Source organism: Yersinia sp. FDAARGOS_228, from assembly GCF_002073315.2.
Classification (GTDB): domain Bacteria; phylum Pseudomonadota; class Gammaproteobacteria; order Enterobacterales; family Enterobacteriaceae; genus Yersinia; species Yersinia intermedia.
The window spans coordinates 1,313,038-1,338,600 of record NZ_CP020409.2 but is presented as its reverse complement, the minus strand read 5'-3'; the positions used below and the strand labels follow the sequence as shown (position 1 = coordinate 1,338,600).

Genomic DNA, 25,563 nt, shown 5'->3' with positions numbered 1-25,563 from the left:
GGCCCCACCGGAAAACCGGGGAGCCTGTTTGTGGGGGGGATAAAAGTGAGTGAGTACTTACCGGGGGAGTGTGTTTAGATACGATTAATTATCCGTCGTGTGCTGGCTGGGAAGCGGTGAAAATCAGTTGCCGTTGGGGACAGGATTGTGCGTAGCCATCAGCGTCAAAACAGGCAGGCCAGTCATTTTTTTCGGTAATCAACCGGCACAAGCTACTCTCACCGGGGCGGTAATACAGATGGCCGCACCAGGCGCATAAATCATCATCCGATATCGAACGGCAACCGGGTTCGTTGTCTAATGCCACGGGATAACAGTCAACCAGACGGGCCCCAGCAGGCAGACAAAACATCAGGTCATGGCCTGCTGTAATCGCTCAGCCATCACCCACAAAGCGCGGTTGAGTTTGATGTCGCCATCGATGCCATTCACTGCCCGGGTCTGGGTGCGTTTGCCTTTGGCACTGATGCCGGACAGGCCCCCTTTAGTTAAATTTTCTTGCAAACGTTGAAAAACCGTCCACGAATCGTCTTTCTTGTCCTCCCAGCGACGTGGGGTCAGCAGTTGGCTGGCGGTGACCGGATGATGTTCTTCGCCGTAACGGTAGGTCAATGCCGCGTGCGCCAGCGCATGCTGATGTTCCGGTGTCAGTGTTAATGCCAGCATGCTTTCGCGGCTTTCTTCTATTCGATCAAATATCCCCAGTACTTCGTAAGCCCCTTCAATGACTTGTTCCGATATATCGCCCAGGTGTGGCACACGAATATCGCCAAAAGACTCACCACAGATTAACCCATTCGCACAGACTGCACGAAACATGCCGGGAATTAATTGGTGGCTACTGCTGCCATCGTGGCTGTTTAACATAATAATTTCAGGCACCTGCTGACCGGCTATCTGAGTGACGCGTCGTAAGCGTAGCATGTGCTTAGTATAATCACGTTTCTCGGGGTCCCGTACCCGGGTCTGGCAGGCAAAGAACGGCTCAAACCCTTCGTTCTGCAGGTTTTCCAGCAAGGTGATGGTGGGAATAAAGGTATATTTTTCACTTCGGGATGCATGTTTATCCTCACCGAAGACGCTCGGCACGTAATGCATCAGTTCTTCGCGGGTTAACGGACGGTCGCGGCGAACAGAATTCACCCGACCAAAACGGGACGCTAAACGGGTCATCAGTGTTTTCTCCAAATAAAAGGCCCCCAGTCTAAATAGACTGAGGGCCAGTAGGGTGACGATGTATAAAGAGTAAAGTCAGTGGTGAATAAGCATCGTGATATCGCTATTCAGTTATGGGTGCAATAATGCCGGACGTTGGCGGGATGTATTCATACCCTTTCTCCCGCCGCCAAATCAGTCAATAACACACACACGATGAAAATGGGGGGTATCTGACCGAAGCGGCTAATCCCCGAGATACCCGATGAGCAGACCGTATCCCACTATGAGTATAAGGACATACATAAGACAGAATTTTAGATAAATAATACCGGCTCTTTTTAGCCTACCTTTTGTCATTTTGATTTCACGACCATGATATAAAGCACTGCTCCGAATAACGGGTCGAGTAACAATGACACCATAAACCACAGCCAGAATGACCGTCCATTTGAGCTGGCGCACCACCCAATGAAAGCCGAAGCCATAATCCAAAGTAAAAGGACAAGTATCATTTTAGTCCTCCTGATGAGCGTCAGTCGAACCTTGCCCAGATTTCCTCGTGACGGTCCCCTTTGACTGAGTGACGAGATAATGAGAGAGGATGCGAAAAACCAAACTGAGAATAAGCCAACTGACAATGCCCCAGAAAACTGCGGTGATAAGAGACAGGATGCTGATCCCGTGCTCGGATACGGCGACGGTCACTAACAGCATGAGTGTTATCATCACGGCCAGGGCCACTTTGACTTTTCTTGAATTCAGGATATTGATGATGTTCATGGCATCGCTCTGGTTTGTGTAACAAAATTCAACCACGGTGTGACAGTGACGGGAAGAAACAGGCCATTTAGTAATACCTGTGGAACGCCCTGCACAATCAGAAAGTTATCGTTCACTTGCTCACTCCTTTTGTAGGCGATTAAAGGCTGTCTGATTCAGCAATACCGTCATCTGCCAGTGCGTGGCTAATGTTATTCACCACCGTATGGGTATCGAGTTTTATCTCTGCCAGCAGTTTTCCGGTGTCCGGCGCGCCTTTATAAACGTAGAGTGACGCGACGGGTTCACCGTCATCGTTTGTTCCGGCGGAGACCTGATAGCGGGTATCACCCTTTCTGACGGTGAACTCCTGAATGCTGATAACCTGATTGTTCTGGTATGCGTAAGTGGTGTTGGCTGCCGGAACAGTGATATCCATCTCTTTATGTGGGGTGCCGATCTTACCAAAAGAGTAAGACACGTAAGGGGTATCCATGCAGATGGTGACTTCTTTGTTATGGTTGAGCGTTTTGGCATAAAAAACAGGTTTTGCACAGCGCGAATTGTCAGCCTGTACTGCATGTACACATGACAACAACAGCCCAGTGCTTAAGAGAAAAACGCGGACGAGACTTTTAAATTGATCTTTCATTTTCATTCCTCCCACTCAGGTAAAACGACATAAATATCCCTGCCCCTGACTTCAATCGTCATCGGCTCTTTATTACCGGTGTTCATCAGGGCCTGTGCCCGATAAAAACGCCCGCTGACCTCTTCCTTTAAGTCCGTCACGCGAATACAGCGTTCATCAATACCTTCCTGTTTCATAAGCTGGGTAACAATAGAACAAGCGCTCTGCGCAAGTTGTTCTGTACCCGACTGCTTTTTAAATTGCTCACCGGCTATCACCGACAAAACAGTACATATCAGCCATACCTGCAATAAACGCCAGGGTTTCCCCTGACGTTCGTCACGTTGCCGCAGATAAACCATGGGTAGCAGAAAATAGCCGAACGAAGGCGGTACTTTTTCTTGTTTCATCAGGCTTAACCGGTCAAGAAGGGTCCAAACCAGTGAGAGAACCAGATAAAAACCAAGGGCAATCTCTTTAGGAAAGAAAATGGCGAAGGGTGCCCAGAGTAGTGGAAGAACAATGGCCAGAGCCCAGGCATAGCTGTCCTGCTTGGACAGAGGATAAGGTTTTAGCATGGGGACCTCGTATCGTGCAGCACAAAGGCCAGATAAGGGAAACCGCGTTGCATCATGGGAATACTCCTGTATTCATCAATAAGTAGACAGAAATTAAGGGGTGACGACCGTTCTGGAAAGGGGATCGTAGCGAGATGTGGGAAAGAGAGATAATCGTTAATTAAGATCAATAAGCTAAAACCGATCGTTGAAACCTATTGGTTTTTTGATGATAAAATCAATTATTGATAGATAATAACTATTATAAATAGGTGTTCGATCGGCGAAACAGATCGAACGAATAAACCGTTGGCCGTGAGAAATCAGAACAGGAAATGCCAGACAGCGTGAACAACCGAAAGCAGTCGGTGGCGAAGCCGTTTAAGCTGACGCACCAGCGCACCGGTGGTTTGCATTGCAGAGAGCGCATCATCGAAAATATCGCCCACGCCACGGGCAAAGTTGTCGCGCGCCGTCTTGATCACGTTCTCCGTACGATAACCCGACTCCAGTTGGCGTGTGACTGCACTGCTGGCGTTATCCGGCAAAGCACGAATGAAGGTTTCGGCCCAGAGGAGCATATTGAACCCCTCCGATGCTGATACGGCCAGAACAGGATGTCGGGGTGAAAACAGCGCATTGACCTGCGCTATTTTTACCTGCAAGTGCTGTTGCTGACGTAAAGAAGGTTGGTGAGTGACGAGGTCCCATTCCCGACAGGGTTCAATTTTATCAGCCTGATTGAGGACGAAAAGAAAGCGCACGGGGTCTGCTCCCTGCGAAATCAATTGCCGATAGCAACGAATGTCATCGTTCCATGCCCGGTCATCCGCTTTAAGCACCCAGATAATCAGGTCCAGTTGACCCAGCCAGTGTTGATATAACCGCGTATAGATACGGTCAAGTTCGGGCGTTTCACCTATTCCCGGAAAGTCCACGATGAGCAAGGCATGCGGTGCAAGGCTCAATTGATACGTTTGTACACGGCGGGTACATCCTTTAATGGCGCTGACCTTGGCAGGAGGCGGATTGAATAAGGTATTGCAGAGGCTGGATTTACCCACACCGCTTTTACCCATAATGCCAATCGTGGGTTCGTAATGAATGCACTGATGTATATGTTTGAGAATGGCACGGGAGAGGTTGTCAGGGAGAAGGGAAAGTGGTTGTGTCAAGGCGGAGATGCCTTGTTCGGTTTTATCTGGCACATTAACCTCCGTGAGTTGAAATAATAAAACGGTAGCAAAACCTGCTGCCGTTCTTATGGCGGTAATATAGGTCTGAATTTTTTTTGAATTGAATTTTTAAACAGAATAGAGGCGAATATCTAACCAGTCAGGCAGAGGCCACATCACATTTAGGCGCACAGAACGCTTAATAACGATATGAGTGAGAGTATTATTATGGCGGATGAACTCTGTGTATCTCAAGCAAGAAAACATATTCATTATGAGCAAAATAGCACAGATAAAATACAAGTATTAGATAACATAACTCCAGAGTGATTTTATGCTTATTTTCCCTTTAATGTGATACTTCCTTCTTCTATTGCAAAAAGGGGTTTTAATGGTTTTTTGTGGCGGTTTGTCTATGTGTTATTTAATACTGTTATTTAATATGCTTAGTAGTATCGAAGTAATATTATAGTAATATTGGGTAGTAGTGGCATTTAATATCACCGTGATATTAAATAGTAGATAGATAAACAATAAGCATAGTTAGTTAAAATTGGTTTACACAGACTAACCTTACCCTTAAATAACAAACGTTAAGTACATGATGAATTTACATTCAAAAATACTCACTGATGAAACTTATGCAGGATACTATGCAATAACGATTTATCTTTAGGGGTAGAGTAATATATTTGGCGTTATCAATAACGACAGGCGTTATATATTGAGCTTTCTGAGTTTAATAACCACGAGTAAATAAATACTATAGGCATGACTCTATAGTCATTCACAATTGGCTGAAGCGTTAAATGCCAGCAAGGAAAAACCTCAGGGGTAAACATGTTAAAATATATCACATCTTATGGGAAATTGAACGAGCGTCATCTCGCCAGAATTAAACAAACGATAAACCAATCACTACTGAAGCATTCACAAATCATAGGGCTAAGATTAGATCTTCATATCCCAGTGATTAACTCAAACAATGACATGCTTGATGAAACTAATTTCGCCAAAACGGATGCATCTGTTATCTCACGTTTTATGGCATCCCTGAAAGGGAAAATAAAATACTATCGCCGTAATAAACTTAAGCAAGGGAAAAGAGTCCGCTATACATCATTACATTACGTTTGGGTGAGAGAGTTCTGTCCAACAACAGGTAAACGACACTATCATGTGCTGCTTCTGCTAAATAAAGAAACCTTTAACCGATTAGGCTCATTCCACGAGGATAAAAGAATATTGGTGAGCCTTATACATCAGGCATGGATGAGTGCACTAGGGCTCACCTACCCCGGTTACAGACAACTTCTCCATATTCCTGAAAGACCGTGTTATTACCTGAAGGCAAAAGAAGGCGATAACAGTGAAGCATACAAAGCACTTATCTATCGTACTAGCTATATGGCTAAATTGAAAAGCAAGAACAATACCGATGGTCAGCGTAATTTTGGTTGCAGTCAGTACTGATTAAATAAAAAGTATTTTTCTACTGGCGAAAGGAATGTTATGACGGAGTACGGGGATAACGGTAATACATTCATCCTGGTGCTCCTGTCTTTCATTCACTATAAGACAGAGAGAAATCGTCATGACAAACGAAAATACTGCCCCAGGTCTGCTTAATGATAAAATGGTGGATATGGTCTTCATCACTGAGTTTACGGGTTGCAGTGACAAATGGTTCTACAAATTAATACAGGAGGGTCAGTTTCCGAAACCCATTAAATTAGGTCGTAGTTCACGGTGGCTACAAAGTGAAATAGAAGCATGGGTTAAACACCGTATTGCAGACTCCCGTCCTTAATGGTTGTATAATATCTACAATCCAGTCATTTTTTATTTCAAAAACGTAACTCCCTGCGCCGAAAACGAAGATTTTATAACTGGGAATAGTTCTAAATCTCAATAAGGTGGACATTCTACAGCACCACTATTGTTCGCTTAATGAACAGTTTTAATCATGTCTTACTGAAAAAAACGTAGATCATTGCTACTGTAGCAATGAAAGACAATTATTCATGGCTGTTGCTATATGAAATGAGTGTTTTTTGCCCTATTAGGGCAACTGAAAAGCACGACAATCCAACCTTCACTTGAAGGTTGGTTGCTTTCGATTTATTGGGCATTGATGATAACCTGAGTAGATTAGCACACACTCCGTGACTCAGGATATATTAACCTGGTACGGCCTTCCTTTCGTATTATCTCGTGAATGAATAATATGACATTGAGCCTGGGGTTCGGAGTTTAAAGGCAGATTATAGCGACCATTTTGATTAACGATAGTAACGTAAAGGGCATTATGTGAAAACATTTTAATAACGCCGAAGTACCCCTGGCTAATTAACTGATTCAGCACAGGAGTGAGTTTTTCCAGACGTCTCAGTCGGTGAGGACCATACTTTTCTAGCTCATTCATCGGAATGGCGAATCCATTATTTTTTTTGATTCTGTTCATAATCCATGCGTGTAATTCGCAGACATCCTGTTCAAACTGGCAGCGTTCTGACCCGGGGTAAAATAAAACACTTGCCTGATTAAGGTACCAGTCCATTATCTTAATTGCACATCCAATCATGCTTGGTGGAATATCCTCTGAACTGCCATTATAAAAAAACTGGAACAACGCTGCTATTCTTAGGGTATTCGAACTCGCTTTCGATGCAATATCACGAATATGTTCCCATTCGTGTCCGATAGCCATTTTTCTTTCTATTTTTAAGCGGTTGTCTTTCCAGATTTCTAGAGCATCATCCGTCAGTTTTAATTTTTTCTTTTGGACGGCGGTATCGCTCAGCGCGATTTTACTCAATTTCAGAAGTTCATTAATCCTATCATGGAAAAGATTCAATTCATGCTCTATCGCTATATATTCTTGCGTGTTTCCGCGGGAGCCAATTGTGCTGTCACCCCAGGCAAAAAGAAAACGGGACATGAATCCGCTAGATCTCGCCTGACCTTCATGTTTATTCAAGTAGTCCATAAATACACCGGGCTGGGACATTAATGAAAATGTCAGGCGGGGTGTTATTCTATAAATTTCACCATCAGCCCGACGAAAGTCAAACACCTCACCATCCCAGGTTTTATTCAGTAGACCGGGATTATTTTTCAGATAACTTTTAAAAAAAGTGATCGCTTCATCGGAGATAAATCCGGCTTCAGGGTATTCATTGAGTCCTTCAATGAGGGCTTTTAGTGAGGTGTCTTCATAAATGAAAGTAGGGCGTGCCGGGCGTTGTGGTTCATTCACTGCATGCTGACTGATGTCCTTCTCTTCCTCCTTTCCTTGATAACCTTTTTTAATAGCCTGCCTGAGATTACTTTCGAGTGCCTGTTGTCGAATTTTCCAGAGTTTAAATTTGTGTTTATAATCTACTAATTGCTGTTCATATTGCAGTATGAGTTCTGATGCGAATGCGTAACAGGGTTTCATGACCTGTTTATTAATTGTTGTTTTCCCTTCCCCCGATTCTGCGATGGTCATGAGATAAAGTGAACAGGGTTCCGGCATATTCGTATGGGGTTGTATTACTTCAATCAATGACTGGCAGGTCAATGATGTTGCTGCCAGTACAACATTACCAATCATTTCGATTGGAATTTGGGTGTTGCTATGTAATGCCTGAATAACATCTTTGAGTACGGGAGGAAAGTGGTGTACCGGATAGGGGGGTAATTGTTTTTGGTGTAATTGTTTTTCAGTGGGGGGGCACTGTAGTCCTGGACGACTTACTTGGCTGGCATTATAAATTTCAGGAGATAAATTCATATTTCTTTCCACCTTCGTCATTCTGGATTACAGCAACATGTTCGGACAGCATAAAACATAATCCCTGGTAGAAGATAGTCACATTCGTCACTTGACTGTCAGAAATGGATGACATTTTTGAACTAACAATACTTTAAGCATTTTTAAAATAGCTCCACTTACGCTGCTGCAGAACGAGATGGCAGATACTTTAATAGCCTATTGACCATTGGGGTATAAAACTAACCGGTATTTCAGGGCAAAGCGGCCGATATGACCGAAACCCGTGATTACGGCAGCCTGGTTGCCGCCAGCCTCGGTCAGGAATGGAGTGGATTTGGGCAAATGGTATTTTTCCAACCGATGGAACAGGCGTGGCAACAAGTATTAACCCCTGCCGCTCAGAGCCTGAATGCCCAGTGACAGGCATCTATCGTCTATGACTGGAACAGTACTTTCGGCGGACGCTATCCCTTAAAAGATACCAGCAGTGAAGTGTCACTCCTGTTATTGGCACGTTACCTCAACAGCGACAGTGGCCGTAACGCCCGTTTTCTGCAAACCCGGTTGAATGGCGTGCTGCACAAAGAGGGCAGCCATTGGGTGCCGGATAGCATTAATGCTCAGGGGCTAACATTTAACCCAGCATTCCTGAAAGCTGTGGATCTGCTGAGTTATTTGTCTGACGTAGTGTTTGCCGCCGATGAAGCGGGCATCCACTTTGCACTCCGCCCCGGTACCCGCTAAAGATGTAATGCAAACTGATCTGGTGATCAACAGCTAGAAGCTCAGCTATTACAACCAGTTGCCCGTCTAGAAATGCTTCACTTGGCCTCATGATACCGAAGCGCCGGGTGCCAGCCTGAGCTGGATAAGTACTCAGGTCGGTATCCGACATTTTTCACCGACGCAAATACTCTGCGTGGATGCAACTGTGCCGTTCAGAAACCGGATAACGGCAGACAAAACGATTTTTATCAGAAAGATGGGGATGCTGATGTAATCATGTATCAACACATCAGAACGGCCCTAACGGCACAGGGCAAGTAAGTTAATAGCACACACCTATCTTCAGGTTCCTGCCCTTCTTGCCATAATCCGTTGGAATTGCTGCATACTTATTTTACTGGCCGTTTATTCATTTATGACCAGCAGCATCCCGATGTCCAATCGGAGAGGGGTTGTCAATACCGATACCATATAAGAGCAGCATCAAACTTTTCACAAACAATCCGTACCTTAAACACAGCTGAGCCCTATCATAACTCAACCACTACCAAGGGCTACTCTGCCACACAGGATTTATTTCTGTGTACTCTGCCAACATGAATACCGTGGGCCAAAGACGTGCCCTCAATACCAATAGCACCTGTATACGAAGGAAGCCAGTTGAGTAATGACCATTGAGTAAGCTACGTTTCGTAGCGTTTACTTGCATAGGGATGCCGATACTCCGGCACTTGAACAACACCTGGAAAAAATACGTCAAATCAAACATGCTATGATGCAAGAACTATTAATCGGCAAGACCCGTTTACTGTAAGGACATCACTTGAAAATTGAAGCCGATGTAAAAAGTATCACAAAATTAAATGATTATTACTTTCTGGTACCGGACTATCAGCGCGAGTATGTCTGGAAGGTTGACGATCAGGTTGAGCAGTTTCTCATCGATCTGGATAACGAATACCAGCCGGATCAGAAAGATCAAAGTGGTTATTTCCTCGGCTCAATTATCATCGTTAAAAATGGTGAAAAATATGATGTTATTGATGGACAGCAACGTCTGACCACCATTGTCATCACCATGTGTGCTCTACGTAATTTACTCAAAGAACGCAAAGATACCTTGGATAAAAAAGGTCAGGAGTACCTGAAAACTATTGATGAATGGCTCTCCAGTTACGATATCAATAGTGATGAAGTCCAAATCCGCCTTGACCTCCAGTATGATGAGAGTCAAGGATTTATGACTCAACTTATAAAGGGAGAAATCGACAGTCTTGCGGAAACCGCCTCAGTCAAGAAAATGGCTGGTGCTTATCACCATATTCACGCATATCTTTCTGGTCAGTTAGAAGAAGGAGAAGGAATGGATAACCTCATTTCTTTCTCTCGTTTTTTTCTGACAAAAGTTGAACTGGTTGTGATTGAATCTGAGAATCTCAGTAGTGCACTAAAAATATTTGAAACTATCAACCAGCGTGGAGCTAGTCTCAACGCGATGGATTTGGTTAAAAATCTGCTTTTCAGGCAGGCAAAAGAGACTCAATTCGTACAAATCAAGACTATCTGGAAGTCGATAACCAACAACCTTGAAGCCTGTGGTGAGAGTGATAACCCACTTCGTTTTTTGCGTTATTTTTTAATGTCACGTTATCATCATGGTATTTTGCGGGAAGATGATATTTATAAGTGGATTATTTCAACCGAGGGTGAAACCCAGCTTAAATATGAATCGCAGCCTGTAGTTCTGGTTAAAGAATTGGAGAAACTCTCAGAACGCTACGCCAGCCTGGTAAATGCAACAAACGAAGCCGCCAGTTGGCGCGAGGATACCCGTTTTCCTCACGTTAGTAACATCGGTTACATTAATAAATACCGCTCACGCCAGCATCTGGTATTGCTAATGGCACTGGACGTAAATTGCCCTGATGATGTTATAGATTATCTAGGAGCACAACTCGAAAGCTTTTTATTCTTTGCCAACACCATGGGGATTCAGACTAAAACCTATGAGCAGCGTTTTACCCAGTGGGCAGCAAAACTGCGTAAAATGAATACCAAAGAAGATGTCGCTAAGGTTGTCTCGACCACTCTGGTACCTTTTATTAGTGAACGTTTGGCCGATTTTAAGCAGCAATTTTCACTTATTGCGCATTATCATTTTACGCCACAATATCGTGAGCGTTTCATCCTCGGTAAATTAGAAAACCATATTCGCCAGCTTTGCTGTTTCCCGCAGAAAAATCAGATGGCTATTCAGCAATTGCAGATCGAGCATATTCTCCCCCAGACGGTCAAAAATTTACCTACTGAAAGTGATTTTTCTGACGACAAGCATTCAAGTTTTGTATATAAACTGGGGAATATTACCTTGCTTGAAGGAACAATAAACCAGGCCGTAAATAACTTTAACGATTTAAGTACTGAATGGTTTTCTCTAAAACAACAGCAGTATACCAGTTCTGAAATACTCATGACGCGCCTGCTTAACGATACATATTCCATTGGAATCAACACGGCATTAAATCGTTTTAAAGAACATTATAACTATAAATATCAACAATGGTCGGCTGAAAATATAGTGGCAAGGCAATGTTTAATGATGGAACTTGCTATTGATTGTTGGCGATTTAACGATCAGAGAATCGATACATATGCAGCAGTCACCTCAACATCAGCCATAGGATAATAGATGTCAAATGGACCGAGTGATGAACAATGTAGGCCAAATCGAGACATTAAATCGCCTTGTTAAATCTATCTAAGTGGAATAGGTTACCGCTCTTGGGGAAACTGGCAGTACCGAGAGGGTAATAAAAATGTCTAAGTCGGCATTCCTGATCAACTAGCTATAAAAAACGGTGGTGCCTCCAATTAGGAGCACATGTATTCTTCAATGAAGGCACCAATGACTTTTTCATGCAGCCCAACGAAACTTATAGACAAGTGGTTTTACAAACGGATTAAAGACGTCTTATTCCCCAAGTCCATGTCCGGTATACTCACTCTTTTACTGATACTTATTAACTGGGATATTATGCTAAATCTCAGTGTTACTCTACTGGTAGCCATTTGGATATTTCTCGAACTCTTTTGTCGTCGACTACATCAACTGTACTGATTGCTGATTTAGTTAGATAAAGATATTCGCAGGTAGGCAGAATTAGCGTGAGTAATGATTTTTAAGATACTACTCGATATTGACAGTTGTCAAAATTTCACCAAAATCGCTTTTAAAATCTATTTATTGATAAGAATAGACATTTTCAATAATTAAGACTCCCCACCTCTACGTAGACAATGACCAAATGCCCCCCTTACATTCTAGATTACACTCAATAAACAAGAGAATTTAGTTAGCTACATAGTAATTTCATCAACACATTGATCATTATCTATACAAAAATTAAGTATTATCGTTGCTCCTCGACGGCATATTAGAAAGCAGCAAAACCATTTATTTTTTACGTAAAAAAACATATAATACCAAGATTAAACGTGAAGTTTTACGTAAAAAATTATGCTTATACCAATTATCAGGGAAATGCAGCATGGCGAATTTCGATACAGATTATTGCTACTCCTTTCCAGCAGTCCGAGGGATACAAGCTGGACGCCCCTTCTACATTGCAACCTGCCCGATGCGGATCATTCCCAAAATATTCAGTTTTGATGAAAATGAAGTACCACCTGAATTGCGCGCACAACGAACTCTAAATAAAGCTCGAATTCCAGAAATGGTTCGTTATTTGCTTGATAATCCAAGAGATTATGTTTTTTCTGCTCTTACTGCTTCAATTGCAGTTGATGTGCAATTTGATGAATTTGCTGGTTCCAACAATTTAGGGACATTACGCGTACCTATGGAGGCCCAAATTTTAATAAACGACGGGCAGCATCGTAGAAAAGCAATAGAGGATGCTTTAGAAGAACGACCTGAGCTTGGTCAAGATAACATCCCTGTTTTATTCTTCGTAGATGAGGGGCTTAAACGCAGCCAGCAAATGTTTGCTGACTTGAATAAGTATGCGATCAGACCAAGTCCTTCTCTAGCGACTCTCTATGACCATAGAGATGTCAGCTCAAATCTATCGCGGTACCTGGCAATGAATATCGAGCCTTTTATCGGTTTGACTGAAATGGAAAAATCTAGCATCAGTAAATTCTCCAATAAACTGTTCACGCTGAGTAGCATTAAGCAGGCTACACGTTCTTTACTAGGTAAAGATCCTAAAGCTAACGACGTAGAACAATGCTCTGACCTTGCAGCTCTATATTGGCAAGCTATATTTCATGTCATGCCAGACTGGCAATTAGCAGCAAAAAAAGAGGTATCTCCAGCGCATTTACGCCAAGAATATGTTCATGCACACGGAATAGGGCTCCAAGCCCTAGGGCTATTAGGAAACAGTCTACTGTCAGAACATCCTGATTCATGGCAAAAGAAAATAGTTACACTTAGAGAATTCGACTGGCGTAAAAGTAACCCAGACCTTACCAAGCGCGCTATGCAACATGGTAAACTAAGCAAAACTAATGCTTCTATTCAGCTTACTTGCAATGCATTAAAAATCGCGTTATCTCTTCCCCTTTCAAACGAAGAACAAGAGCTTGAAGCTCAAATGGTTGTCTCATGAGTAAACTGGTTCAGGCCTTCGATCTGGCCGAGTATGAAGATTTTATTAATCAGGAGCAATTCGTCGGGCGTCCACTGGCGGAATACGTTGCTGAAGTTCAAAGAATTTATTGTGCAGATAAACGTCCGTGGGTGATTGGCTACAGTGGTGGCAAAGATTCTTCAGCGGTTATTACTTTGGTATATATGGCCTTACTGGGCCTGCCTCCGGAAATGCGCAACAAAGATGTTTTCTTAGTATCATCCGACACTCTGGTGGAAACGCCTGTGGTGGTTGATCTGATTAAGAAAACTATGTTGCAGATCGAGGCTGGTGCAAAACGCAATGGCCTGCCAATCACTCAGCACGCAGTGATGCCCAAAACCCATGAAACGTTCTGGGTTAACTTGCTGGGGAAAGGTTATCCGGCACCTACCCGGAGTTTCCGCTGGTGTACTGAACGAATGAAGATCAATCCGGTAAGCGATTTTATCAAGGATAAAGTCAGCCAGTTTGATGAGGTAATTGTTGTATTGGGTTCGCGAAGCAGCGAAAGCGCTTCTCGTGCGCAAGTGATCGCAAAGCACAAAATTGATGGTTCACGCCTGGCCCGACATACCACACTGGCAAACGCCTTTATCTATACCCCAATTGATACCTGGGATGTAGAAGACGTCTGGAAATTGTTACGCGGTGCATTTCGCTACGCCCCGGATGATATCGAGGAGTGGGAAAGCCCGTGGGGCGGTAATAATCGCCCACTCTGGACGTTGTATATGGACTCTTCCGCACAAGGTGAGTGTCCACTCGTAATCGATGAAAGCACTCCCTCTTGCGGAAATTCTCGTTTCGGTTGCTGGACTTGTACTGTCGTAACAAAAGACAAAGCAATGGAAAGCCTGATTAAGAATGGTGAAGAGTGGATGTCCCCTTTGCTTAAATATCGCGATCTGCTGGCATTTACGACCGATCCCGTGAATAAAGATACATTTCGCAACTATAAGCGCCGTACCGGCAAGGTGAGCTATCAGTACGCCAAAGACGGTGAAGAAATCAGTGCAGATCGTAAGCATGTTCCCGGCCCTTATTGGCTCAAATATCGTCAGAAGTGGCTTAAAGATTTGTTAGAAATTGAGCGCGATATGAATGCTCAGGGCCATACCATCACATTAATCACGCAGCCGGAACTGCACGCTATCCGCCAAGAATGGCTGAAAGACCCTAACGAGCCGGACTGGTACGACACACTACCCGGTATTTACCGTGACGTGTATCAGCAGGATTTGGACTGGGTGGTTGATGATCAGTCGCGCTTTGACGCCAGCGATGCCGATTTGCTGGTACAGATAGCTCAGGGATTTGATGTCGTGCCAGAGATGGTTATGAAGCTGATTGAATTGGAAGTTTCAATGGAAGGATTAAGTCGCCGTCAGGGGATATTTGACAAACTCGGCACCATTTTGAAGCAAGACTGGGGAAGCCTGGAAGAAATTCAGCAACAACAGGTAACGCTGCAAAAACGCAACGATCGGGATATTCATCAGGAAGATGTTGCCAGACTGGAAGCAGAACTCCAGGTTTTACAGCGCAGAATTGTCGATGCCAGTGAATCATCTGTATTTGCCGATGAGGAAAAAGAACGTGCTCATTAAACAACTGGTATTACATAATTTTCGGGTATTTAACGGTACGCACACGATTGATCTAGCTCCGAAAAAGCGCCCAAATGATGTAAATGCACGCCCTATTGTGCTGTTTGGTGGTTTAAACGGAGCGGGAAAAACTTCGATTCTATCGGCGATCCGTCTCGCGTTATATGGTCGGCTGGCGTTTGGCCTTGCGACTCAACAACAGGACTATATTGAACAGCTTAGCTTGTTGATCCACAACGGCGCGAACTATATTGAGCAACCAGAAGAAGCTGCTGTTGAACTAACCTTTACCTACAATAAGGGTGGCCATGAAGCAGAGTTTACCGTTACACGGGCCTGGAGAAAGGGCAAGAAAGACCGCCTTTCTCTACAGCAGAATGGGCAACCGCTCAGTGAGCTGGATTACGATCAATGCCAGGGATTTCTTAATGAATTAATTCCGCATGGTATTGCTGACCTGTTCTTTTTTGACGGCGAGAAAATTGCGGAACTGGCGGAAGATGACTCTGGCAATATTCTGCGCACCGCAGTGCGACGTTTATTGGGTCTAGACCTGATATCCAAACTGCGTAATGACTTGATGATTTTTGTTAAGCGCCAGCAATCCAATCAGTTAGCGGGTTCTCAACAACAAAAAATTGCTGAGTTTGAAGAACAAAGTAAAAAATTAGCCTGCCAGACAGAAGAACTGCTGGAAAAAGCTGATTTTGCCAAAACACGAATTGAGTTCTTATCTAAAGATATTACCCGTTATGAAGGCTTGCTGAATGCTCAGGGCGGCGCATTTGCACAGACTAAAGTACAGGAAAAACAAAAAGTTGAAACACTGTTAAAAGAAAAGGAACGTCTGGAAAAAGCATTGCGGCAAGAGTGTGATGGGGCGTTGCCTTATGCGCTGGCCCCGAATACCTTATCCCGGTTGCTGGAAAAAATTGCTGACGAAACGCAGATCAAGCAAGCTCAGAGTTTTGAAAAAGAATTGGGACAGTTTTTGACTCTGCTACAAAGCGATATCGCATTGCGATCCAGTACGACGAGTAAAATTGCGACCGAAGCGATTACCGATAATTTGAAAGAGTATATGGCAACCAAGCCTAAAGGCGATTTGCTGTTTGATATCTCTGAGCGTGAAGCAGGTATGCTCCAGCAGTCTATTGAACAAGACAGCAAAAAGGCATGGCAGCGCTTTGATCTTTATCGCACTCAGTTAGCTGATATTGAACAACAGTTAGAGCAGGCTGCCGCTAATATTGCCCGCGCCCCGGAAGACGATCAGCTAATGGATCTCTTTGAGAAACTGCGAGATCTGGATAAGCAGCGTGAAAAGCAGCGACAAAAATATCTTTCATTGCTAGAAGACGCTAAACAAGTTAAGCAACAGCAGTTGGATTGCGTCCGTCAGGTGCAAAAAATGCATGATGTCGCTCGTAGTCAGCATGGCTTTAGCAGTGCCTTTAAAAATGCGCAAGAAACGATTAATTTACTCGACAGGTACAGCGATGTATTAACTCAGGCAAGAGTGAAAACGCTGTCAGCGAATTTTGAAATTGCCTATCGAAAACTAGCCCGTAAAGAAGATCTACAGCTTAATGCGCATATTAACCCAGAGACGTTTGATGTCGAATTGGTGGATGAAAATGGTTCAGTGGTTAACCGTAAGTTGCTCTCCGCAGGTGAAAAACAGATCTATGCGATTGCGATCCTTGAAGCTCTGGCAAAAACCTCTGGCCGTGATTTGCCGGTGATTATTGATACGCCATTGGGGCGTTTGGACTCTCAGCATAGGGATAAGCTGATTAATCACTACTTTCCGTTTGCCAGCCATCAGGTAGTGTTGCTGTCTACTGATACGGAAGTAGATGAACGTTATTTTGTCGATCAACTACGCGATGACATTTCTCATGCTTATGAGATTGTTTTTAATGCGCACACCAAATCATCGACTCTAAAACCTGGCTATTTCTGGGAATTAACCAAGGAGGCAATCTGATGCTCCCGAACCGCATGCAGCTCAGTCGACAGACTGAAGAACAGCTTAAAAAATTAAAGGGATATACAGGAATTACGCCTAATGTCGCCGCCCGGCTGGCGTTTTTCCGTTCAGTTGAAAGCGAATTCCGTTATTCGCAAGACCTGGATAGTAAAAAGCTGGATGGCTCGTTAGTACTAGATAAAATTACGTGGCTAGGGGAAACCCTACAGACTACGGAATTAGTTCTTAAATTACTATATCCTCGGATAGATCAAAAAATGCTAATTAAAGCGTGGGCAGCGCATGTTGAGGATGGGATTGCTTCAATTCGAAATCATCGTAATTTATTAAGTTTATCACAAACTATTGGCTAATATAGTAAGCAGCCATCCATTAAGATAAAAGGATGGCTGCTTAGTAATTAAGCTAAGGATTAACTAAGACATGTTTAATAAAATAGTCAAAGATTTTCTTTTTACCCACACTTGTTGATGGATAAGCGCTAGAATCAGTAAATTCCTTAGGATCAATAAAGTCTAATGCCAGACATAAATTATCTAAGTTAACAATATTTATCTCAGGCATATCAATTAGTTTTTGGCGCAAAAATTGGAACAATGCCGATATACCTATTGACCTAACAAGCACTGTATTTTGTGCAATACAATCATCTGTCCAAAATCTTTTCTTGACTGCTTTAAAAAATATAGTCAATACTTGTTCAACTGCACGATCATTACCCTTTATATACAATATCCTCAATGGACTATTATCATTACTACTCTGAAGGCGCTCACGTCCCTTTCTATTATCTATAGAATGGATCGAATTTACAGCATATCGATCTAAACGAGGATTTTTTGATATTAAAGACAGTACTCCATCAATAAAAACAGAGGATGAAATTGACCAGTCTTGCTCAGGCTTCTCTTTCAACACCCTATTTTTTAGCCTATTAGAGAATGGAGTTCCTTCAGTATTATTGAATTTCTCACTCAAATACACAGCAAGCAAGTCCGGTGGCCAGAACTCCCTAGAAATATCATCGAGTGAATATCCAAAAAGTCTATAAGCTAAACTTTTTGGTACTTTTTGCTGATTGAAATTTATTGTGGAAAATATTGATGCTTGTCCAGATGGAGGAAGAGCATCATAAATAGCACAAGGCAATTCCATACTTTTATTTTTTGAATATTCGAAACCTAGCAATCTATGCTGACCATCTATTACTGAACAGATTTTCATTTTAATATCAGGGATCACCAGTTCGTATAAATTACCTTCTTTTTGTTCAAACTTCCATCGATACTCATCTGTTACAGGGTTATCATTTTCATCATAATTCACTGATAGTATTATGGAGTTTGGAAATGCAGCTTCTTCGGAATCTATAAATTTCGCTATCTCACGAGCACGTGGAAGCGAACCGTTTCTTTGTACCCCAGATATCTCTCCATCTTCTACTTCTGCACGATTTATGAAAGAGCAATTGAGTAAAAGCTCCGCATTTAGTACAACTTGAAAAAAATCACCATACGGCTGAGTTACTTTCAACGCATAAATGGTTTTGGTTTTATTCATTTTATAAACCATCTCCAGGTTCAGGGCTGTTGTTGACAATCTCTAGTTCTTCTCGCATTTTCCTTTCAGGTGAACCAGGGAAATCAAAATCCGACTTTGTCGATGAAATTGAAAGCCACAACACCAACGTTATAATAAATGCAATAACTAGCAGAGAGTTCACATTCCCTTTCAATCCATAGAAAGAAAATACAAATGATATAAACCAGAGAAATACAGAGAATGACATTTTAACTTGTTTTCTATATTTGAACTGAGTATTTGTAAGCTCCCCTTCATCCCGTAACAAATTTTCTGCGGCAAGAACACCTAACGTTGCAATTATGAACGAAAAAATTGAAAATCCTAATTGTGTAGTGTCGCCTAAAAATAAAGGCCCAATCCAAATGCCACAGGTAGAAACAGATAATGTAACGAAAGATATTAATACAAATTTAGGTTGTGCCAACCTTGAAAACAACTCTTTGATATCATCGATCAAATTCAACCAATGATTTGATTTTGTTGCAAAATGCCCTCTGATAATAACCAGTACTAATAAAAAAATAAATACAACCAGCAGTACTGTCGATATGATGAATGTTATCATTATGCTAATAACTCCCAAAACGCTTTATCGCGCATCTTTTTGACCTGCTTATCCCCATCCACATACAGGCTATAATGCTTTTCAAGCTGCCGAATATTCCCCATTAAGGATTCCTGCTCACTCTTATCATCAACGTTAAACACCGCCTTGATATCTGCATTCTTTATCTCTGACACGCGATGAATTACCCAAGTCAGAATATAAGAGGCATAATTATTCTCCCCCGTCTTGAAGTGGGTGATTTCCTGTGTTGACAGAATCGCGCCAACACCATATTCACGCCCTTCTTTAAGGATCTTACGCAAGCTGGCAAAATCCTGGCGCATAAAGTTATCCGCTTCATCAACCAGAATCATTTTGGTTATCTGGCGGTAATCCCCTTGCACAGTCGGTTTGCCGCGCTTTTGCATCTGTGCGTAAAACAGGTCAAGCGTCAGTGCGACCACTAGGTTTTGAATCTCTGATGGGTAGCCCGCCAGCTCAATAACGGTGACGCCATCAACCAAGTCATACAAGCTGGTCATCTTTTCAGGATTTGTTTCAAAAATTTGAAAACCTGCCAGATTATAAAGTGCAGCGTACAATGAATCTTCGTCTACTTTTTCCTGAGCTAAGTACTGCTGCCAAACATCTTCGATTGTCGGCGCAGTGCGGTTCCAGGTTGTACGATCATGAGGAACAATCCCCGCAAGGTCGTAACAATCCATAATCAGCGTAACAAGCTTCATTCGCTGTTTCACACCAAGGTTATAGGCTTTCCCCATCGTTTCAGAGAATGCCATTGCCGTATGTCTGGGCAGCATTGGCATATCACCAAATAGCGATAACGGGTTATAAGGCAATAAAGATAGCTGGTATTTCTTAGCACCAGTCGCCTCCAGAAAATCCTTATCCACATAGTCCGACTTGTAATCGAAGACCAGCAGGCCAATCGGTTTACCATCAACGTTGCAGGATTGATTGCGCATCAACTGCGTGACTAGCGATTTAGTAAACTGAGTTTTCCCAGTGCCCATCGTACCTATAATGCCAGTATTGGTGTTCATGAACTTCGCTGTATTGGTTGGCTCCCAATGCAACAGGCTCTGACTCAGAGCGTCATGACCAAACAGGATCTGTAATGGAGTATGGATAATATTAGGGACTACCACCTCAGCAACAGGCTGTAACGACTCCGGTTTTGAAACGGATTGTGCAGTAGTCGGCATTGTGCCTTGTACCATGGCTTCTGGTTGTGACGAACTTACATCACATCCTGGTTTCAGCTGGTACTTTTCCGGCACCCGATAGCGCTCCACCAGCGGTGGTTCATCTCCATACGAGGCGATTAGCGAGGGTAGCAATGAATAAGGGATTTCGATCTGTAAAATATTATCTTGCGTCGTTTTATAAGTGAGATCGAAGCAGGTTCCACTGTCCACATGCGCCACCACAAAACCCTCAACGTAGCCGGCAAGCTCACCCAACTGATAGTCACCGGTGAGCCACCATTCACGTCGTTCCAACAGGGGAGATAGCTTGTCGTTGTCCAGCACGCCGTACAAACGTAGCTTTTCAACTTGCATCAATACCTGCCGTATAAAGAGCGCGCGGTACAGCTGAGATGCCAGCGTTTGCGGCCCCAGAATATCCTGCTGTAAATAGCGTTTTAGCTCGCGAGCCTGCTGTCCGGCATGGTTGTAATCGGGTCGCGCCCCCGTTTTCACTTCCAGCGGTAACAGATAAAGGTTGTTCTCTTTAAAACCCACAAAGAGCACATCGTCGGAGATCGCACCTTTTTGATAACCCTGTAAATGGCGGGATAAATCACTTTCTTTCATTCTTAGTCCGACGTTGCCTGACACGCGGATCATTTCAGCCACCGAAAGCGGAACCCAGCAAATATCGGACTGATGCAGCATGGATTGCACGAATTTATACGCGCCAATAATGCCGTGCTTCTCTTTGCGCTCTTTCTCTCCAGAACGCAGCATTTTCAGCAGCCATTCACCGTTAAAGGCATTAAATTCAGCAAGCAGGTGCTGGCTGTCAACGGAAGGCTGCCCGGTCTGATTTCCTGTCTGGAGCAGACGCAGGAACAACTCAACCTGCTTTGTGACAGTAACAGCATCATAACCTGCGCAACTGGTGTACTGGTCAGAATAATGGATCAGTACCACATCTTTCTGGCTGGTAAAGAAATCAAGCGTGACTTTGGGGTCTATAATGGTAGTCCAGAGCGAGCTGTCATAAGAGTGATTGAGCAGCTGCTTAAAATCACCACTGACTGCCAGACCAATGCCCTGACCGTGATACTGGCTGTTACTCTGTCTCGCTGGTTGCCACAGGCAGCCCAACAAGCGGGCAAGGCGCAGGGCGCAATAAGGCTCAGTATCGACATTACGCAAACCAAAAGCGGTAAAGTATGCATCGCCCTGGGTTTCAGCCCCTTCACCCGCAATGAGGCCATGGCATAACACGCCACTAGAGGCATCTTCAATGCAAATCTGGCGGCAATCAACCGGTGCGGTATTGGTGAAAAACGCCAGATGGGCATAAGCCAGTTTGTCATTTGCTGATGGCAGGACAAATTTACTAAACGTTAATCGGCTACGCAGCAAATCAATTAGCATATCGGCTTCTGCACGCCATGTGCCACTGTTCAGGCCAAGGTCGTTTTTAATCTGTTCATAGCTGCCGCTTTCGGCAAATTGGTCAAAGGCATTCGGCAACAGGCGTTCATCGTAGCAGTTTACATGCACCGAAGTTGCTCGCTCTTTTTCCTGCTTAAAGTACTCCACCAGCCCCAGGAATAACTCTCGGGCGTTGCCCTGGTTGATAGCATTGATAATCAATGCATTATTCCCAGCTCTCTGGAACAACCGGGAATAGGCATCCGTGAATTCGTTGAGTTTATCTTTTACTAGTCGTTTTACGTAGTCATGGCTCATCTGGCGCTGAGGAATAACGTTAATCCAGAAGCGATTTTCTACTACTGGCTGTAGCTGCGCATATTCATGTTCGCTATGGTACACAAACGGCATTAAGCCTGAGACAACCAGGCGATCGAGGGTAATCGGTGGTAATGAGGCAAATGAAGCCGATGTAGGCTGCCCTGGTTCCGCGATGATGGTTTCTGCCAGTTGCAAATGATATGCCAGAACTAAGGGATGCAATGGCGAAAGGCGTTCATGCGTATCTCCACGGTAAACCCCGAGATGTAGCAGCCGTTTTTCCTGTAGAGTGAGCGCTCTGCTGAGACCAATTTGTTGTAGTGCATGTTCAAAAGTAGCGACTACGTGGCTGACCAGCGCACGGTATTCCACTGACCACGCCACCAAGCTCGGCAAAGTGTTCCAACGCTGATAGTATGCTAATAGTTGATAGTATGCGTTATGAAGATCGGGGTAGCTGGCAAGGAGTTCATCCAGCGCAAATACGCTGCCGTCATTGTCCGCACCTAGCAAGTTCCGTTCGATCAGTGACGCTTCCAGCGCCAGCAACTGCTGGCGTACACCGACCACGTTATGTTCGGTGTTATCCAATATGACACGCCCCTTCATCCGGTTCCAGGTTGCATTACCCTCTTCTTTGAAGAGCTTATTGAAACGGCTCTGATCAAAAAGCAGCGGTAATGTTAATCCTTCCTCTGCCCCCGGCCCTTCGATATTAAGCTGCAAACGGGAATCACCTGAAATCAGCGCAAATTTGATCAGCTCACTTTGGTTCGCCAGCGTCTCAAAATTAACCCGTGCATAGTGCCGACAGTCAATGTCATTGCTGTCTTCATCCAGCGTACAGGTCTGGTCGCCTGTTTCTGCAATCCGTAACTCGTTATCTTCAAGTTGTAGGGTCAGTTGGTCTTTACCCGGCTCAACGCGATAGCAATGCTGGATCTCATTCAGCCAGAATTGCCCCTGTTCGACTAACAGCAAGCGAAACTTATACTCTTCCGCCGAGTTATTGCGGTTGATTATTTCGAGGCTAAAAAAGCAGGGGTGCCCATCAAAAGGCACTGACGCTATAATGCGGGAGGTTTTCCCTCCAGCCCGACTGGTGCGCCAGAAACGTTCTTTCTGTAACTGGCGATGATGAGCAATTTTTATCTGATCATCCTGAAGGTCGCTACTCTGAAAACTGAACTCCAGTTCTACCTGCGATTGTCCCGGCTGTACCTGAACCAAGACGCTGAGATCACGCTTACCCGCTTTACTAGTGCTTTTTGCTCTCTGCCAGACTTCACCGTTCTCAATGCAGATGTTTTCCAGTACTAGCTTCTGTTCTCTATTCTGCGCTTTCTCATCCAGGTAGACGGAAAAATCAAGCTCACGCCAATTATCTTCATCGACGAAATGTTTCTGAATAAATTTGGTACTGAAGTCGGTCAGCACATTCTCTAGTTGCCCACTGTAACGCTCGATACTATCTTCTATCTGGCGATATAACTTCTGGTTTTCATTCAACCGGGCACGTAGCTGTTTATCTCTAAAATTTAATAAATTATTATCGTTGAATAGCTTTAGCTCAGAGAAATCCAGGTTGCCATCTTCCAGCAGACGGTATAGCGATGAAAAACCAAAGACGGTTGCGCCTTCATCCAGTATCGTTGTCAACTGATCGCCCAGCAAACAGTGAGTCACTTGCGAACGGTTGCTGTCCGTAGTAATTAATTTTTCTAGTTGGTGGCGGAAGGTTTCGGGATGCCAGATTGCATCTGGTGCGGCCACATCCTTGGTGCTATTGAGCAAGGTATCCAACATGCTGTTATGGATAATCAACAACGCCGTTTGGGCAAAAATCCCGTTGCGACCGGACACTTTATCACGCAGATGGGAAATATAGTTTTCCGTAAACGCGGGAGCAGTAGTACCGTGCAGCACTGGAATAAGCTGGATCCCATTACATGAGACACATGTAATATTCTGATCCGGCGCGATCTCCAGTTTATTTCCATCAGCTAAAGAGTCGAAAGCCTTCCAGAGTTTTAAGGCGTTATCGGGATCGGGAGATTTAAACTGGTAGCGCTCACCCGGCTGAATGGTGCTGCTAACCCATTCAATGAAGGTTTCCGCCAGATAGGTTTCATACTGTTTTACGGACATATACGGCGTCTCCACTGTCACTCATTCGCTCCACGTTCCCCATGCGTTCATAAAACGCCACCAGCATTTGTGCAGACTGGTTATCCAGATAAAATCCGCGTTGCTCAAAACCGAGCAACAGTTCATGCAACCGGAGTTTTTTGTTTTTACCCACGGTAAGATTGGTCAGTAACAGTAGCCGATCCTGATTCAGTACCAGCACTTTACCCGCGCGGCCACGTACCTGGATGAAGTCAGTACAAATCTGGCTTTCCAGCTCGTTGATGTATTTGCGATTTACCGATGCACGTTCAGATTTCTTGCCCTGAAACTGTTCAATGGCAACGGATAATAGCTGTTTGAAGGCATCGTCTAGGTTTGTAGCTCGATCGCGTGCAGGAAGATCTCGCTCCCCCTTACTGATAAACTTCTGTATGTAATCATTAAGCTCATTTAATACTTGACTTGATGCGTCTGAATAGCTCAAACAATCCTGATATACCTGCCAGAGAGGTCGTTTTCTCTCTCCTTTACCCCATTGTAAAACCTCCAGTGCGGAGAGTATCGGGAAAAGCTTTTCACTTTGGCTGGAAAACCATTTATAGCCAAAGCGCTTTATCTGGTCTCGCTCGGAGCTGGCTTTCTCTGTATCAAGAATAAAAAACAGAGATCTGCTTTGCGGCTCGCCGTTTCTCCAGTTATCCAAGTTGAGCGCCAACTGAGCACACCAGCTAAAGGCATACAAACGCAGGGTATTGGTCAACTCCTGCAAAAGATATTGTGGATGATCTGCCAGAAATGCCAAATCAGACTGAAAACACGTCACCAGATAGGGTAAATAAGGTTGCTCTTCTGCAAATGGACCTTCCCCCAGCCGTTTTACTCTCGTATTGAGTTTATTTAGCATTTCTTGTTCGAAAAAGTTCAACTTATCTTGTATCGGGTAGTTAAGGCTAAATCCCCTCATGAGATTGGCAAATAGCGTTCCAAGACGTTTGTCTGCCGTGGATCCTGCGCTTATCTTTTCAGCATCAAACTGGGCATGAAACAGTAAAAAAAGTGGAGAGACTCGGAAAATATCCTGGCTGGAAAAATACATCCGTTCCAGCACAGGCCAGAAGGCTGGCTCATCAATCAATGCTTGCAGGTGAGTTTTGCAATCTTCGCGAAATTGTTCGAGATTATAAGTGTCAATTTTATACTTCACGGCATAACTCAGTACCAAGCCAGTGACAATTTGCCAGTCAATATTATTGTTTTTATTGCGCACCGGCAGGTAACTATCCAGTTGGTTGTTGCCCACTTTTAAATTTGTTGCAATGGGATACAT

18 protein-coding genes and 1 pseudogene are annotated in these 25,563 nt (G+C 43.9%); 8 read left to right on the top strand and 11 right to left on the bottom strand.

The features are described from left to right. Positions 1-88: 88 nt before the first annotated feature. From A6J67_RS06125 to A6J67_RS06100, 6 genes are all read right to left on the bottom strand, one after another. Positions 89-352 (bottom strand): hypothetical protein, encoded by a 264-nt coding sequence (locus A6J67_RS06125; RefSeq protein ID WP_080608084.1) that lies wholly within the window; start codon positions 350-352, stop codon positions 89-91. Next, positions 352-1,173 carry a DUF932 domain-containing protein gene (locus tag A6J67_RS06120; RefSeq protein WP_080608083.1) on the bottom strand — a complete coding sequence of 274 codons (822 nt, stop codon included), beginning with the start codon at positions 1,171-1,173 and terminating at the stop codon, positions 352-354. Before A6J67_RS06120 ends, A6J67_RS06125 begins: the two co-directional genes overlap by 1 nt. A gap of 498 nt (positions 1,174-1,671) precedes the next feature. After that, the gene (locus A6J67_RS06115) at positions 1,672-1,938 is read right to left on the bottom strand and encodes a hypothetical protein (protein ID WP_080608082.1); all 267 of its coding nucleotides are present in this window, start codon (positions 1,936-1,938) and stop codon (positions 1,672-1,674) included. A gap of 139 nt (positions 1,939-2,077) precedes the next feature. Further along, positions 2,078-2,569, bottom strand: coding sequence for a hypothetical protein (locus A6J67_RS06110; RefSeq protein WP_192945362.1), 492 nt, complete (start codon positions 2,567-2,569; stop codon positions 2,078-2,080). Positions 2,570-2,571: 2 nt separating this feature from the next. Next, on the bottom strand, positions 2,572-3,126 hold the full coding sequence (locus A6J67_RS06105; protein ID WP_080608081.1) for a hypothetical protein: 555 nt from the start codon (positions 3,124-3,126) through the stop codon (positions 2,572-2,574). A 302-nt stretch (positions 3,127-3,428) separates the two neighbouring features. Beyond that, positions 3,429-4,313 carry a GTPase family protein gene (locus A6J67_RS06100; RefSeq protein WP_105165815.1) on the bottom strand — a complete coding sequence of 295 codons (885 nt, stop codon included), beginning with the start codon at positions 4,311-4,313 and terminating at the stop codon, positions 3,429-3,431. Between the two features lie 807 nt (positions 4,314-5,120). On the opposite strand from A6J67_RS06100, the gene A6J67_RS06095 reads away from it, so the two are divergent. Together A6J67_RS06095 and A6J67_RS06090 are read left to right on the top strand one after the other, a co-directional pair. Continuing rightward, positions 5,121-5,753, top strand: a complete 633-nt coding sequence (locus A6J67_RS06095; protein ID WP_080608080.1) for an inovirus Gp2 family protein — start codon at positions 5,121-5,123, stop codon at positions 5,751-5,753. A gap of 121 nt (positions 5,754-5,874) precedes the next feature. Then, positions 5,875-6,090: a helix-turn-helix transcriptional regulator gene (locus A6J67_RS06090; RefSeq protein WP_080608079.1), complete on the top strand. Its 216-nt coding sequence runs from the start codon at positions 5,875-5,877 to the stop codon at positions 6,088-6,090. Positions 6,091-6,450: 360 nt separating this feature from the next. Here A6J67_RS06090 and A6J67_RS06085 read toward each other — a convergent pair whose 3' ends face one another. Beyond that, complete coding sequence (locus A6J67_RS06085; protein ID WP_226967883.1) at positions 6,451-8,058, bottom strand: YfjI family protein; 1,608 nt, start codon at positions 8,056-8,058, stop codon at positions 6,451-6,453. 228 nt (positions 8,059-8,286) lie between these two features. On the opposite strand from A6J67_RS06085, the pseudogene A6J67_RS06080 reads away from it, so the two are divergent. The 6 genes and pseudogenes from A6J67_RS06080 to dndE form a co-directional block, all read left to right on the top strand. Then, positions 8,287-8,938: pseudogene (locus tag A6J67_RS06080) on the top strand (type VI secretion protein VasK); the annotation flags it as partial. A gap of 651 nt (positions 8,939-9,589) precedes the next feature. Beyond that, positions 9,590-11,452: a DUF262 domain-containing protein gene (locus A6J67_RS06075; RefSeq protein ID WP_080608077.1), complete on the top strand. Its 1,863-nt coding sequence runs from the start codon at positions 9,590-9,592 to the stop codon at positions 11,450-11,452. Positions 11,453-12,314: 862 nt separating this feature from the next. Next, the gene (gene dndB, locus A6J67_RS06065) at positions 12,315-13,400 is read left to right on the top strand and encodes a DNA sulfur modification protein DndB (protein WP_057648604.1); all 1,086 of its coding nucleotides are present in this window, start codon (positions 12,315-12,317) and stop codon (positions 13,398-13,400) included. Next, on the top strand, positions 13,397-15,031 hold the full coding sequence (gene dndC / locus A6J67_RS06060; protein WP_080608075.1) for a DNA phosphorothioation system sulfurtransferase DndC: 1,635 nt from the start codon (positions 13,397-13,399) through the stop codon (positions 15,029-15,031). The genes dndB and dndC overlap by 4 nt, the downstream gene beginning before the upstream one ends. Beyond that, on the top strand, positions 15,021-17,021 hold the full coding sequence (gene dndD / locus A6J67_RS06055; protein WP_080608074.1) for a DNA sulfur modification protein DndD: 2,001 nt from the start codon (positions 15,021-15,023) through the stop codon (positions 17,019-17,021). The genes dndC and dndD overlap by 11 nt, the downstream gene beginning before the upstream one ends. Beyond that, complete coding sequence (gene dndE / locus A6J67_RS06050) at positions 17,021-17,377, top strand: DNA sulfur modification protein DndE (protein WP_080608073.1); 357 nt, start codon at positions 17,021-17,023, stop codon at positions 17,375-17,377. Before dndD ends, dndE begins: the two co-directional genes overlap by 1 nt. A gap of 52 nt (positions 17,378-17,429) precedes the next feature. On the opposite strand, the gene A6J67_RS06045 is transcribed toward dndE, so the two are convergent. The 4 genes from A6J67_RS06045 to dptG are packed head-to-tail and all read right to left on the bottom strand — an operon-like array spanning position 17,430 to position 25,563. Next, the gene (locus A6J67_RS06045; RefSeq protein ID WP_192945361.1) at positions 17,430-18,584 is read right to left on the bottom strand and encodes a DGQHR domain-containing protein; all 1,155 of its coding nucleotides are present in this window, start codon (positions 18,582-18,584) and stop codon (positions 17,430-17,432) included. A 1-nt stretch (position 18,585) separates the two neighbouring features. Beyond that, positions 18,586-19,173, bottom strand: a complete 588-nt coding sequence (locus A6J67_RS23410; protein WP_186367909.1) for a hypothetical protein — start codon at positions 19,171-19,173, stop codon at positions 18,586-18,588. After that, positions 19,173-24,254, bottom strand: a complete 5,082-nt coding sequence (gene dptH / locus A6J67_RS06035) for a DNA phosphorothioation-dependent restriction protein DptH (protein WP_080608071.1) — start codon at positions 24,252-24,254, stop codon at positions 19,173-19,175. Before dptH ends, A6J67_RS23410 begins: the two co-directional genes overlap by 1 nt. Continuing rightward, positions 24,235-25,563, bottom strand: coding sequence for a DNA phosphorothioation-dependent restriction protein DptG (dptG, locus tag A6J67_RS06030; RefSeq protein ID WP_050103248.1), 1,329 nt, complete (start codon positions 25,561-25,563; stop codon positions 24,235-24,237). The genes dptH and dptG overlap by 20 nt, the downstream gene beginning before the upstream one ends.